Origin of the sequence: Heyndrickxia sp. FSL K6-6286 (assembly GCF_038630395.1) — a bacterium.
In the GTDB taxonomy this organism is placed as follows: Bacteria; Bacillota; Bacilli; order Bacillales; family Bacillaceae_C; genus Heyndrickxia; species Heyndrickxia oleronia.
The window spans coordinates 3,759,988-3,773,709 of record NZ_CP152029.1 but is presented as its reverse complement, the minus strand read 5'-3'; the positions used below and the strand labels follow the sequence as shown (position 1 = coordinate 3,773,709).

Below are 13,722 nucleotides of genomic sequence, written 5' to 3'. Positions count from 1 at the left end.
GAAACGATGTTTTTGAAAATGGTTAAAAATGATTTCATCAGAAACAAAATTGCCACGCTAGCAGTATTTGTTTTTATCACGCTAGCAGTGATATTGGCAGCCAGTTCCATCAATAATATTGCTAATTTAATTCAGTCGATGAAGGAACTGCAGGAACGCGCAGTACCAGCTGACATAACACAAATGCACTCCGGAGAATTTGACCAGCTAGAAATTGATCGATTTACAGAAGGACAACGTAAGAATATAGCGATGCAGGAAACGATGGTTCTTCTGACTTTTGATGGAAGTAATATTGTGTTTGGTGAAAACCAAACAATGGCTGACACAGTACAGGATATTTCCTTTGTTGTCCAGAATCAACAATTTGACTTTATATTGGACCTCAATAATAAAAAGTTGGCTATAAAGGAAGGGGAAGTGGCGGTTCCCATCTATTTCATGCAGCAATATGATTTAAAAATCGGTGAGACGATTACAGTAAAAAATGGAAATTATAAGAAGAGTTTTGTTATTTCAGATTTTGCAAGGGATTATGAAATGAACTCTTCTCTTACGTCTTCGAAACGGTTTGTTCTAAATCAGGCTGATTATGATGAAATGCGCAGAATGCTGGCAGGGGAACTGGAATATTTAATTCAATTCAAACTAAATGAAAATGGAGATGTGCAAGCTGTACAGACAGCTTATATCGAAGCAGGTCTTCCGGCAAACGGTCCTACAGTCGGAGGGAAAATTTTTCTACTATTTAATGCTTTATCAGATACAGCCGTTGCAATGGTAATTATCCTTATCAGTATTCTCCTGATTATTATCGCTTCACTATGTATCAGACTTACCTTTTTAGCAACAATTGATGAAGACTTAAGAGAAATCGGAGTTATGAAAGCAATCGGAATATCGAAAAAGGATATTAAGAAAGTATATCTTAACAAATACAGAGTCATGTCAGTAATTGCTGGGATCCTAGGCTATCTACTTTCCTTTGCTACGGTTAATCTGTTTAACAGTAATATGAAACTGTATTTGTCCTCGGATTTATCAGGAAATTTAAAATATGTACTATCTCTTATCGCTCCAATATTCGTCTATTTCATGATTGTGATGTACTGCAAAAAGGTACTGAAAAGAATGGATAAAATTTCTGCGGTGGAAGCAATACGTTCCGATATTATGGAGCGTGGAAAGAATCGAAAATACCGGTTTTCATTACTTAAGAATAATGTTCTAAGTACTAACATTTACATGGGAATGAGGGATGTATGGAAGCGATTCAAAATATACCGTTTACTGTTATTCATATTTATTGTTTGTACATTTATAGTAATTCTTCCTTTAACTATGTATAACACTATGAACTCTCCAACGTTTTCTACCTATATGGGAATCGGAAAATCTGATATGAGAATCGATCTTCGAAGGACAGACCGTATTACAGCGGATTTTAAACAGTTGCAGGAAGAGCTGAAGAATGATTCTGACATTGAAAAATATGCAGCGTATATTACTAGCTCCTACCAGATTAAAAATGCAGAAGGCTCTTGGGATTATATTAATATTGAAACAGGGGATTTTTCCGTATTTCCATTAAAATATCTGGAAGGAAGAGCACCTGAAAGTGAAGGAGAGATCTCCCTTTCCTATGCAAATGCATCAAAAGACGAATTAAATAAGAAAATAGGAGACCAGGTAACAGTAAAAGCTGGAGGGACTGAAAAAAATTTAATAGTAACTGGTATTTATCAAGATATTACAAATGGAGGAAAAACAGCAAAAGCGGATACCAGTTTCGGTATAAATAAAGATGCCGTTCTATGGTATATCGTAAGCATTGATCTAATCGAAGGCGTTGATATACCTAGTAAGATGGCATACTACCAGAATACGTATGATTCTGCGCAAGTGAATGATATCAAGGAATATACACAGCAAACTCTTGGAAATATCATAGATCAAATGAGTACGATTGTAGTAGGTGCAATCATTATTGCAGTCATCATTAGTGTATTAATTACCTCGTTATTTCTGCGGATGTTATTGTCTAAGGACATGTCTCAGATTGCCATTATGCGATGTGTTGGGCTAACTTCCAAACATATTTGTCAGCAATATATGGCAGGAACCATGTTGGTGCTAGTATTGGGAATCATCTTTGGGGTTATTGCCTCAAACTATTTAGGAGAGCTATTAGTAAACATGGCGATGTCCTCTATGGGTGCTGCAAAAATTGAATTGGTTAATATTGTCTGGCAGACTTGGTTGCTATGTCCGCTGGCACTGATTGCAATAGTTGGAATGACTATTTACATGTCCTGCAGGATAGCTATAAAAGAAGATTTGTCTGTAATTTTAAGAAGATAGAAATAGGATAAAGGGTTCTTGCCTGTCAAGGTATCCAATGAAATCAGGGAGCGGAACACGATATATACCTATTGAATGAAAAGTTCGGGTGGGAGGAATAAAGATGAGTGCAATATTGGAAGCAGGAAAAATGAATAAAAAGGTTGAATTAGGCAAGGGGAATCGGCTTCATATTTTAAAGGATATAAGCTTAAAGATAGATGAAGGTGAATTTGTATCGGTTATGGGGCCATCTGGGAGCGGAAAATCAACACTGCTTTATAATATAAGTGGGATGGATAGAATTACTTCCGGAAGTGTGAAATTTAAAAATCGTGATATTGCTAGACTAAAAGAAGAGGAACTAGCACGGGTTCGATTAAATCATATGGGGTTTATTTTTCAAGATATTCATCTATTAAAAAATTTGTCACTGATAGATAATGTTATGTTCCCTGCTCTTGTATCAAAAGATGCGGATAAAAAGGCAACATATCGAAAAGCAAAAATGTTAATGGAAATGACAGGAATTGATAGGATTGCTAATAATACGATTATCCAGGCATCTGGAGGGCAACTCCAGAGAGTCGCAATTTGCAGAGCATTAATCAATGATCCGGACATCCTATTTGGCGATGAACCGACCGGAGCATTAGATTCCAAATCAACAGCAGAAATCATGACCATACTTGCGGATATTAATAAAAAAGGGACAACCATCCTGATCGTTACCCATGATGTAAAGGTCGCAGCTAAAACGGAAAGAGTGTTATTTATGATGGATGGCAATATTGTGGCACAGAAGAAAATGCTTAAATACAATGTCCAGCATGAGAATAGTAAGAAAAGAGAAGAAAGTCTTATGAAATGGTTAGTCGATAACGGGTTTTAGTAAAATAAGTATTTAGTAAATGTCTTAAATATCCCATTAAAGGATTATTAGAATTAGATGGCGTTTCGTACTATTTTTCAGAAGAAAATGATTAAAACGATATAAAGATTTCTTTCATGATAGCCCTAAAAAGACTCTATATCTTTTTGGGTCTTTTTTATATCTTTCAATCTTTGAATACAAATTACATTCGATTATGTGAAAAAAACTGAGTGTAACTATTTTTTTAGTAAACTAACAATTCCATGTTTTAACCACTATTTCCAGTATTTTGGGACGTAAAAAATGTCAATATACTATAGGAGAATATTTTTTGTATTATTTATGAATAAATATTGTCTAGTTTGTGAATTAGTGAACAAAACAATTTTAAAATCTTATAAATTGCAGTACACTATTCGAGTACCATTTTTGAGTATAGATATTCGATCAAGTGACGAATATGTCATTTTCTTATTTTACTTTGTGAAATATTATACATATTTCTTGAATTGGAAGGAGAGGAAACGAATGAGAGCAAAAAAACTACCATGGAAAATAGTGTCTTTGGTTCTACTATCATCTATTTTTCTATTAAGTGGATGTGATACTAGTAAAATTGCAGTTTTAAATCCACAAGGACCAGTTGCACAAAAACAATATGATTTAATTGTTTACTCTTTCTGGTTAATGATGATTATTCTAGTTGTTGTTTTAGGACTATTTATTTTTATGGTTTATAAATATCGGGAAAAACGCTTAGCAGCAGATTATATGCCACCAGATCAACACGGGAATACGTGGCTTGAAATCATTTGGACTGCTATACCAATTGTCATTATTATTGCTGTAGCTATTCCAACTGTTAAAGCAAACTATCAATTAGAAGATATCCCAAAGGGGTATGAAGACAAGAAGCCGATCGTCATCAATGTGACTTCAGCAGATTGGAAATGGATATTTAGTTATCCAGAACAAGGAATTGAAACAGTCAACTATGTAAATATTCCTGAGGATACTCCTGTTAAGTTTCAATTAACATCAGCAGGAACAATGGCTTCATTTTGGGTGCCTGAGTTAGGTGGTCAAAAATATACGATGCCAAATCACTCAATGGAATTAATCCTTTTAGCTGATAAACCAGGTTCTTACCTAGGAAGAAATGCCAACTTTAATGGTGAAGGCTTTGCCCATATGGACTTTGAAGTTCTATCACAGACACAAAAGGACTTTGATCAATGGGTAAAAGATGTGAAAAATAGTGCTCCAGCTTTAACAAAGGCTGATTACAATAAAATTCTAAAACCTGGTGTCGTAGGTCGTATGACGTATACAGGTACACATTTGCCATGGGTGAAAACACCACATCAGCACGGAATGATGGAGAAAAAAGAAACCAATCAAGAACATGATATGAAAGACATGGACATGGATATGGATGGTATGGACATGTCAGAACATCAACATTAAGAAGATTGGAGGAGAAAATATATGAAGCTAGATGAATTTTTCGTCACAGGTGAACCGATTATATATGTGACCGAAGCTGGTATAGCCCTAGCAATGATCGGTATCATTTTTTATCTAACCTATTTTAAAAAATGGAAATGGCTTTGGACAAACTGGCTAACTACCGTTGATCATAAAAAAATCGGTGTAATGTATGTTCTAGTTGCGGTATTAATGCTATTCCGCGGCGGTGTCGATGCCTTAATGATGAGGGCACAGCTTACCGCACCGAATTTAAAATTACTTGACGCTAATCACTACGATGGGATCTTTACGACTCATGGTACAATAATGATTTTATTTATGGCGATGCCATTTTTAATGGGACTCATTAATATTGCGGTTCCTCTTCAACTGGGCGCACGTGATGTTGCGTATCCAATGCTTAATGCATTCAGTTTCTGGACGTTTGCAGCAGGTTGTGCATTATTTAATATTTCTTTCATTATTGGAGGATCTCCTACAGCTGGATGGACTTCTTACTTCCCATTAGCGGGAACAGAGTTTAGTCCTGAAGTAGGTAATAACTATTACGCAGTAGCCTTGCAGATTGCTGGTATTGGTACATTAATTACCGGTATCAACTTCTTAGTGACCATTCTTAAGATGAGAACTAAAGGAATGTCACTAATGAAAATGCCAATGTTTGTTTGGTCTGTATTAATCATGTGTGTCATTATTATCTTTGCATTCCCAGTATTGACTGTTGCATTAGGTTTAATGACATTTGACCGATTATTTGGTTCACACTTCTTTACGATGGCATCTGGCGGTATGCCGATGTTATGGAGTAACTTATTCTGGATATGGGGACATCCTGAAGTATATATCGTTCTATTACCGTCCCTAGGTATTTACTCAGAGATTATAAGTACATTTGCGAAGAAACGATTATTTGGTTATAAATCAATGGTCTTTTCAATGTTAGCAATTGCATTATTTAGTTATTTCACATGGGTTCACCATTTCTTTACAATGGGGAATACCGCAGTAGTGAACTCGTTCTTCTCTATTTCAACGATGCTCATTGCGATACCAACAGGTGTAAAATTATTTAACTGGCTCTTTACAATGTATAAAGGAAAACTTAAATTAACATCAGCAATGCTTTGGTCACTTGCCTTCATTCCGAACTTTTTAATCGGTGGGGTAACCGGAGTTATGCTTGCAATGGCGGCAGCAGATTATCAATATCATAATAGTTATTTCTTAATAGCTCACTTCCATTACACATTAATTCCAGGTGTAGCCTTCGCATGTTTTGCTGGATTACATTATTGGTATCCAAAAATGTTTGGTCATATGTTAAACGAAAAACTTGGAAAAATTACATTCTGGTTCTGGATGGTTGGATTTAACGTATGTTTCTTACCACAATTTGTACTAGGTTTAAAAGGTATGACACGTCGTATGTACACATATCAAGATGGTCTTGGTTGGACAGGCTTAAACGTTGTTTCTACCATCGGTGGTGTATTAATGGGTATCGGATTCCTAGTACTTGTATGGAATATCATTTACAGCCTTAAACATGGTGAACGTGATGTAACAGGTGATCCATGGGATGGTCGTACATTAGAATGGGCAACACCAACTCCAGTCCCACATTATAATTTTGCAGTGGCACCAGAAGTGAAAGATATTGATGCTTATTGGGATATGAAACAAAACAAAACACCTCTTTATAAGAAAGAGGAAGTTAAACCGATCCACATGCCTAGTAACACCGCTATGCCATTTATTTCGGCTGTAGGCTTCGGTATTGGTGGTTTTGGTCTCGTCTTCTCTTGGTGGTGGATGGCCATTATCGGATTAATCATTATTTTAGGCTGTTTAGCATGGCGCTCCCTAGATCGTGATGAAGGATACCATGTTGAAGTTGATGAAATTTTAAGTACTGAACTTGCAGCAAGGGGTGAAAAATGATGAGTAGTGAACATTTAGACACGTCTTTGCCGTTAGAATATCAAACTGAACAAAGCAGATTAAATATATTTGGTTTTTGGATTTTCTTAGGTGCAGAGATCGCATTATTTGCGACTCTCTTCGCTACTTATTTTGTTCTTTCAGGGGCTACTGCAGGTGGTCCTGATCAATTAGAATTATTTAAGATCAAAGATGTAATGACCGAAACAATTCTCCTTTTAGTAAGTAGTTTCACATGTGGTCTCGCTATTTTTTCAATGCGAAATAATAATAAAAAGGGACTACTCCTTTGGTTTATTGTGACACTTCTTTTGGGAGCAGGGTTCATTTATTTTGAACTTCATGAGTTTATTGATTATGTCCACGAAGGAGCAACATTACAAACAAGTGGATTTCTATCAGGGTTCTTTGTTTTACTAGGTACCCATGGTCTGCACGTATCAATGGGGATTCTTTGGGGAATTCTTCTCATTTATCAACTAGTAAAAAGAGGATTAACACCTGTAACTTCAAGGAAATTTTTCATTATCAGTCTTTACTGGCATTTCCTTGACGTTGTTTGGATCTTTATCTTTACATTTGTTTATTTAGGAGGGCTGATTAAGTAATGGGACAACATCATTCAAAATATCCAATTGGACATATTGTTGGCTTCTTTTTATCATTAGTCATGACGATTGCGGCAATGATTGTTGCATTGCATACTAATCTTCCTAAATCAACGATTATGAGCATTATCGGTATTCTCGCCTTCCTACAAGCTGGAATGCAGCTATTCATGTTCATGCACATTAAAGAAAGTGAAAACTCTAAAGTTCAAGTTGGGAACATTATATACAGTATCATCATTGCCCTTACCATTGTATTAGGTTCCATTTGGGTAATGCATAACTAAAAGAAAAAACGTCCATGTCCGAGTGACATGGGCGTTTTTTTGTTGAATGCAGGTGGGGGGAGACGAATAAAATTTAATCTCAAGAATTTAAAGGAAATAATAAAAGTTTTATAGAATCATTTAGAAAGTTCGCGTTTAAAGGGAGGGATTTCTGAATGGCAAAATTGATTTATCATACTGCAATTACACTTGACAATTTTATTGCGGATTCGAATGGAGTAGCTGACGATTCTATATTTTTAAACGAGGGTGATCATAGTACAGATTTCATATCAGATATTCAGCAATATGATGCGGTACTAATGGGTGGGAAAACATATGAATACGGCTTTCAATTCGGTCTTAAGCCGGGTGAGCCTAGCCCTTATGAGTTGAAGCATTATATTTTCTCAAACACAATGCAATTTGAATCAAACGATAAAGTCAAATTAATTAAAAATAACGCGGTAAGCTTTATACAAGATCTTAAAATGAAGGAAGATGGAAAGTTGTGGCTCTGTGGTGGAGGGAAATTGGCGGGTTCATTAATTGAACATCAACTTATTGATCAATTAGTCTTAAAGATTAACCCTGTAATGATTGGCACGGGGATACCTTTATTTGGCAATGTTAAACTACGTTTGAATTTGGATTTAGTTGACATAAAACAATATTCGAACGGTGTCCTTAAATCAACGTATAATATCATCTATTCTTAGCAATAAAGGTGAAAATCAAGTGTGGATGGATCTCTTATTATTATAATATACGAGGAGTATGAAGATGGAATTACAGACAGAAAGACTTAAAATCGTACCTTGCACAGATGAATTATTATCAACGATTTCAACAGAAGAATACGAAATAGGCCCTCATATAACGATGTTTTTGGAGAAACTTAGAGAGGATTCTACTCAATTAGGTTGGGGTGTATGGCTAGTTATCATTAAAGAAAACAATACGATTATTGGTGATATTGGATTTAAGGGCAAACCTAATTCAGAAAATACGGTTGAAGTAGGATATGGAATTATACCTTCAGCACAAAACAAAGGTTATGCAACTGAAGCCGTAAAAGAAATTATTAATTGGGCGTTTACAAATGATGATGTTGATAGAGTAGTAGCTGAGTGCCTACATGATAATATTCCATCCATTAAAGTGATAGAAAAGTTGAATATGAATAAAATTGGAACAGTGAATGATATGTTAAAATGGGAATTAAAAAAGAGAAGATGAGCTCCTATTAATCATTTTGATACTAGACTATTTTTTATCGAAATTAATAGGGAGTGTTTGAAGTCCTATATTGTCTCCAGACGGTAAATAATCTCTCATTTTTTTATAAGAAAATCAAATTATCAACTAAACTTATATAAGACAGGGGCGCTTTTCTTTAGTAAGAATGCGTCTTTTGATATGTCCATACACAAAAATTGTGAAGACTAAGATCTTTAATGTCGCTATTGAACAAAACTGTGCATTAATTCGGGCTTGTTAAATAAGAGTAAATAGCTAATAAGTAAATAATAATATGACCCAGAGCCCAAATTTGAAATACAAACATTATGCAACCTTTTTCACTTTTTAAGAAAATTAGTCCTCCAAGAGCTAGTATTACAGTGATGATATATAAAGGGCTATAAGCTAGTTGAGCTAATAAAGTTGTCATTGGTTGTTCTGCTAAGTCAGTCATGATTCCTCCAAATTAGATTAGATAAAATCAACTAATTTTATCAGAGATTTATTATAAGTAACCAGAGGAAATCCTTGGAAGATCGAAATGCATATTTCGAAGATTATATGCAATAAAGAAAACTGTATTTTGTTGAACTAAAGGGGCAGTTTAGCATTCCTGTAGATCGTTAAATATCAGGTTTGAAAAAAATAGAGCTCCTCAGTAAGATACGAGTATGAGACCAATCAAACTCAAGTCTTAAGGAGGAGCCTTACTATGAATTTTAAAATGCAGAACAAACAAAATCAACTAATAGAAAGAATTTCCGATACTCATCTAATTGTTGGGGTGGATATCGCTCAACAATTTCACGTTGCACGTGCAGTTAACTACCGTGGCATCATTGTCGGTGATCCTCTCACATTTGAAAATAATGAAGAGGGTTTTGTGAAACTATTAAACTGGATGCAAGATTTACAAAAACTTAAACACTTAAATTCAGAAATAGTAGGAATGGAGCCTACAGGCCATTATTGGATTAACCTATCTAAGTGGTTATTTGATAAAGGAATTGAGGTAGTTACTGTCAATCCTCACTCAGTAAAAAGGAATAAAGAGAATCGTGATAATACTCAATCAAAGAGTGATAAAAAAGATGCGCTAGTGATCGCAGATATGGTCAAAAATGGCTACTATTCTTTCGTTCGCCCATCATCTGAATCATTTGAGAAACTCAGAGTCCTTATGTCTAATCGTGATGTGATTGTAAAACGTCTCGTCATGGCCGTTAATCAAATTAATCGATGGGTAGATGTTGTGTTTCCAGAGTTAAGACACGTATTTAAAGATGTTTCGTGCAAAGGAGCCATTGCCACCCTTCGGCTGTTCCCCACTCCAAAAGAGATCTCTTCCATGACTTCACTCGATATCATGGCGGGGTGGAAGTCATTAATGAAAAGACAACCTGGTCCCCAAAAAGCTCAATTACTCATCAAATTAGCAAAATCCTCTATTGGAACTGGACAAGCACTCGATGCATATAAGTTCCACTTAGAACAATTACTAGAAGAATATGATCTCGCTGTAAAACAACTCGAAAGAGTGGAAAAACAAGTAAAAGAAGTGCTTAACCAAATCTCATTTGCCAGGAAACTACTTGCGATGAAAGGAATAAGTGATATTTCTTTAGCTGGAATATTAGGTGAGGCCGGTGATCTGAGTGGATTTTCTCACGGAAACTCTTTATTACGACACGCTGGATTACATCTAGCTGAGGCGAGTTCAGGTAAATGGAAAGGTAAAATTGTGCTCTCTAAACGTGGTAGATCGAGATTAAGACGCTTCCTCTACTTAGCCACAATGAGCCTAGTGATGAATAATCCTGAGTTTAAAGCCATCCATTCCCATAATGTGAAGGTAAAGAAGATGAAGAAAATGAAATCAATCATGAAACTAATAGGAAAACTCGCAAGGATATTTGTGGGAATAGCACGACGAAACGAATCATACTGTCCAAGTAAGGTTCAGGTTCAGGAATCCATTCACTTAGCTGCCTAAACCGAAGGTTCAAAAGTTGAAGATGCATCTAATAAACTAGTTAACTTTATTTTGAATGTTGTCTTATTCGTAGGATTTCAAATATGTACGGAGTACCAGGTTTCTTAAACAAAAGGGCACTGTGACCCATCAGTTTAGCATAACTGGCCTCCACCCCTTGGAAAGGCATGACGAAGGAATGAGAGGGCAATTGACCCGTTGAGACATGGGAGGGAAAGCCTCCAGGGGCGGCGTGGAGATGTACATTATATGGTAAAATATGGAGTGGTAGCTGGCTCCTTTATTTAACTATGCCTTCACGAAGCCTAAATTATCAGAACTCATTTCAATTTCCCGTAAATCCAATTACAAGGGTTATGAATTCCTGCGAATAAGTGAGCATTCGAGAGATATTCGTATCAAACTGAGGGAGTTTAAAATTTATTTTTAACTTGTGTTAACAATCGGGTATAAAACGGAATAAACTAAGTAATTTGGGAATGTATTCGAATAGTGTATATACCCGGATTTTGATTTGGACTACATCTAGGGTTTTTAAATCGATTAGTCCATAGCCTGATGTATTAATTCAGACAAAAAGTTTACGTTCAGATAATCTTCTCTAGGTAAAAGTAGGATTCTATTTAACTTGACAAGGTGACAAAAATTTTTTATCTTATATACATACCTACGGAATGTATGAAAGGAAGAAGTAATAGTGGCAAGGAATAAGTATCCCGAAGAAACACTTAAACAAATTCTGAGCGTTTCACTAAACTTGTTTATAAAAAAAGGCTATGAGAACACCTCTATACAAGATATCACAGATGGACTTGGTGGGCTTACAAAGGGAGCAATTTATCATCATTTCAAGTCAAAGGAAGATATCATGGTGGCGGTTCTTAATCAACTATACAAAGATGTAGAAGATAAATTGGTTGCAGTCCGAGATGACAAGGGACTAAACGGTCTGGAGAAACTTCGTCAAATAATTCGAGTCTCCTTAAATCATGATCCTGCACAACTGGAGATGATGTCAACTGCGCCAAATCTCTTGGAAAATCCAAAAATATTGGTAGCCCAACTTAAAAGCGTAATCGAAGATTCTGTCCCTAATTATATACAGCCTATCATTGAACAGGGAGTGATTGATGGGTCTATCAAAACAGATTATCCTTTGGAGCTTAGTGAGATGGTGATGCTTCTCAGTAACCTATGGCTAAGCCCAATGATTTTCGAAGCTCCCCCTGAGAATATGCTTCGCAGATGTCGGTTTTTCATGGAATTATTAAATGGAATAGGCATTGATCTGTTAGATGAGCAAATGGTGGAGCAATATGAGAAGTTTTATCGTTTATACAGTGAAAAGTATTAAAAGCTAATTTAAGTATATATTTTTGTTACATCTGCTTATTAAGCAGATTTTTTTTCAAGAATATTCATACCTTCGGTTGGTATTAAAAATACAAGAAGGAAATCGCTATGAAAAATTCAACGGAAACATTCAATTTGGATCACTGGCAAATGAGATTGGATAGTCTACGAACGATCTACAATGTACCGGGAGCATCACTGGCGATACTCGTAAATGGGGAAATTCACGAGTTAGCAAGCGGATTACTGCACAGGGGGACAGGCGTAGAAGCTACTACCGATTCCTTGTTCCAGATTGGTTCAATTTCTAAAGTGTTTACAGCTACACTGGTGATGCAGCTGATAGATTCGGGTGAGTTAGATTTAGACGAAACAGTGAAGGATGTACTACCAGAGTTTGCTATTCCAGGTACCGAAGCGATAACGATCCGTCAATTACTAAGCCATGCTAGCGGACTGACTAGCGATTTTACAATAGATACTGGGCGAGGCGATGACTGTCTAGCACGTTACATCGAAGCCTGTAAAGAACTAAGGCTGGAAAGCTCTCCCGGGACTGTCGTTTCTTATAGTAGTGTGGGATACAATGTTTTAGGACGCATCATCGAGGTCGTGACAGGCCAAACTTGGGACGATGCCCTAAGAGATCGGCTCCTCGTTCCTCTTGGTCTCTACAGCACGGTGACGCTGCCAGAGGAAGTGTTGAAGTTTCGGGCTGCGATGGGACACTTAGATAGCGGTGATAGAAAAAATCTGATACCAGCCCCATTCTGGAATCTATTGCCGCGCTCGTCTGGCCCCAGTGGTGGAGCGTTATGCGCAACAGCTGCCGACCTCATCCGGTTTGCCCAGATACATCTTAATGGCGGCTTAGCATCGGACGGTTCCCGTGTGTTAACTTCTAAGAGTGTCAACGACATGCAACGTCTAGTTGCTGAAACTCCTGACAAGTGGACATCTCGCAACGAAGGATGGGGACTAGGTTGGATGATATATGACTGGTACGATACTCATGTAATTGGACATGACGGTGCCACAATAGGGCAAAATGCGTATTTGCGTATAATTCCCGGATGCGAAGTGGTTGTTTCCTTAATGACCAACGGTGGGAGTACAGATCTACTTCAATCAATCCTTTTTCGAGAATTGTTCGAAGAACTAGTCAGTGTGAGAATGCCGAACGCAGTCTTTGAACCAGCTCCTAATCCGCCCACTGTTGATATAACTCCTTTCGTTGGTGTTTACAAGCGTCAAGGATTAACCTTGACAGTCACGGAACATAACGGAACACTGCAATTGCTATACGAAATCTCCGACGGCAGGCAAACCCCCCCTCCACCTATGGAAATCGAGCTTATACCTGTATCGGAGACAGTGTTTGCTGGGGCGGGAGCCGGTCAGAAATGGATACCTGTAATTTTTTCCACATTGACGGACGGTTCAGTATATTGTTACATCGGTATGCGTGCAGCGCAGAAGATCTCTCATATAGAGCAATAAGAACAGAGGATTAAAGATAAGATATTGATTTTATATTTAGGGTAGTCAGTATGAAAAGTCGGTGTAATTGAACAGTAAGCAGTATGATAGGCTTACCAGCTAAATGAAACTATA

12 protein-coding genes are annotated in these 13,722 nt (G+C 36.8%); 11 read left to right on the top strand and 1 reads right to left on the bottom strand.

Going from position 1 to position 13,722, the window contains the following annotated elements; translation table 11 throughout:
• Positions 1-6: 6 nt before the first annotated feature.
• From MHI39_RS19035 to MHI39_RS19000, 8 genes are all read left to right on the top strand, one after another.
• The gene (locus MHI39_RS19035; RefSeq protein WP_342539959.1) at positions 7-2,361 is read left to right on the top strand and encodes an ABC transporter permease; all 2,355 of its coding nucleotides are present in this window, start codon (positions 7-9) and stop codon (positions 2,359-2,361) included.
• A gap of 103 nt (positions 2,362-2,464) precedes the next feature.
• Positions 2,465-3,232 (top strand): ABC transporter ATP-binding protein, encoded by a 768-nt coding sequence (locus tag MHI39_RS19030; protein ID WP_342539958.1) that lies wholly within the window; start codon positions 2,465-2,467, stop codon positions 3,230-3,232.
• A 510-nt stretch (positions 3,233-3,742) separates the two neighbouring features.
• Positions 3,743-4,681, top strand: coding sequence for a cytochrome aa3 quinol oxidase subunit II (qoxA, locus tag MHI39_RS19025; RefSeq protein ID WP_058003420.1), 939 nt, complete (start codon positions 3,743-3,745; stop codon positions 4,679-4,681).
• 21 nt (positions 4,682-4,702) lie between these two features.
• Complete coding sequence (gene qoxB / locus MHI39_RS19020; protein WP_342539957.1) at positions 4,703-6,646, top strand: cytochrome aa3 quinol oxidase subunit I; 1,944 nt, start codon at positions 4,703-4,705, stop codon at positions 6,644-6,646.
• Entirely contained in the window at positions 6,646-7,254 is a 609-nt protein-coding gene (gene qoxC, locus MHI39_RS19015; protein WP_212945915.1) for a cytochrome aa3 quinol oxidase subunit III, read from the top strand. The genes qoxB and qoxC overlap by 1 nt, the downstream gene beginning before the upstream one ends.
• The gene (gene qoxD, locus MHI39_RS19010) at positions 7,254-7,541 is read left to right on the top strand and encodes a cytochrome aa3 quinol oxidase subunit IV (protein ID WP_058003423.1); all 288 of its coding nucleotides are present in this window, start codon (positions 7,254-7,256) and stop codon (positions 7,539-7,541) included. The genes qoxC and qoxD overlap by 1 nt, the downstream gene beginning before the upstream one ends.
• Positions 7,542-7,696: 155 nt before the next feature.
• Positions 7,697-8,239: a dihydrofolate reductase family protein gene (locus MHI39_RS19005; RefSeq protein WP_342539955.1), complete on the top strand. Its 543-nt coding sequence runs from the start codon at positions 7,697-7,699 to the stop codon at positions 8,237-8,239.
• 64 nt (positions 8,240-8,303) lie between these two features.
• Complete coding sequence (locus MHI39_RS19000; protein WP_342539954.1) at positions 8,304-8,759, top strand: GNAT family N-acetyltransferase; 456 nt, start codon at positions 8,304-8,306, stop codon at positions 8,757-8,759.
• A 244-nt stretch (positions 8,760-9,003) separates the two neighbouring features.
• Here MHI39_RS19000 and MHI39_RS18995 read toward each other — a convergent pair whose 3' ends face one another.
• Positions 9,004-9,216: a hypothetical protein gene (locus tag MHI39_RS18995; protein ID WP_342539953.1), complete on the bottom strand. Its 213-nt coding sequence runs from the start codon at positions 9,214-9,216 to the stop codon at positions 9,004-9,006.
• Positions 9,217-9,474: 258 nt separating this feature from the next.
• Between MHI39_RS18995 and MHI39_RS18990 the strand changes: the two genes are divergently transcribed.
• The 3 genes from MHI39_RS18990 (at position 9,475) to MHI39_RS18980 (ending at position 13,608) form a co-directional block, all read left to right on the top strand.
• Positions 9,475-10,755 (top strand): IS110 family transposase, encoded by a 1,281-nt coding sequence (locus MHI39_RS18990; protein ID WP_071977230.1) that lies wholly within the window; start codon positions 9,475-9,477, stop codon positions 10,753-10,755.
• Positions 10,756-11,452: 697 nt separating this feature from the next.
• A complete protein-coding gene (locus tag MHI39_RS18985; RefSeq protein ID WP_342539952.1) occupies positions 11,453-12,109 on the top strand; it encodes a TetR/AcrR family transcriptional regulator in 657 nt (218 codons plus the stop codon).
• Between the two features lie 107 nt (positions 12,110-12,216).
• Positions 12,217-13,608 carry a serine hydrolase domain-containing protein gene (locus MHI39_RS18980; RefSeq protein ID WP_342539951.1) on the top strand — a complete coding sequence of 464 codons (1,392 nt, stop codon included), beginning with the start codon at positions 12,217-12,219 and terminating at the stop codon, positions 13,606-13,608.
• Positions 13,609-13,722 lie beyond the last annotated feature (114 nt).

Excerpts from the sequence above, each read along its gene's own strand:
- MHI39_RS18990 (WP_071977230.1), top strand. The coding sequence starts at position 9,475 with ATGAATTTTAAAATGCAGAACAAACAAAATCAACTAATAGAAAGAATT.
- MHI39_RS19030 (WP_342539958.1), top strand. The coding sequence starts at position 2,465 with ATGAGTGCAATATTGGAAGCAGGAAAAATGAATAAAAAGGTTGAATTA.
- MHI39_RS18995 (WP_342539953.1), bottom strand. The coding sequence starts at position 9,216 with ATGACTGACTTAGCAGAACAACCAATGACAACTTTATTAGCTCAACTA.
- qoxC (WP_212945915.1), top strand. The coding sequence starts at position 6,646 with ATGAGTAGTGAACATTTAGACACGTCTTTGCCGTTAGAATATCAAACT.
- MHI39_RS19035 (WP_342539959.1), top strand. The coding sequence starts at position 7 with ATGTTTTTGAAAATGGTTAAAAATGATTTCATCAGAAACAAAATTGCC.
- qoxD (WP_058003423.1), top strand. The coding sequence starts at position 7,254 with ATGGGACAACATCATTCAAAATATCCAATTGGACATATTGTTGGCTTC.
- qoxB (WP_342539957.1), top strand. The coding sequence starts at position 4,703 with ATGAAGCTAGATGAATTTTTCGTCACAGGTGAACCGATTATATATGTG.
- MHI39_RS19000 (WP_342539954.1), top strand. The coding sequence starts at position 8,304 with ATGGAATTACAGACAGAAAGACTTAAAATCGTACCTTGCACAGATGAA.
- MHI39_RS19005 (WP_342539955.1), top strand. The coding sequence starts at position 7,697 with ATGGCAAAATTGATTTATCATACTGCAATTACACTTGACAATTTTATT.
- MHI39_RS18980 (WP_342539951.1), top strand. The coding sequence starts at position 12,217 with ATGAAAAATTCAACGGAAACATTCAATTTGGATCACTGGCAAATGAGA.
- qoxA (WP_058003420.1), top strand. The coding sequence starts at position 3,743 with ATGAGAGCAAAAAAACTACCATGGAAAATAGTGTCTTTGGTTCTACTA.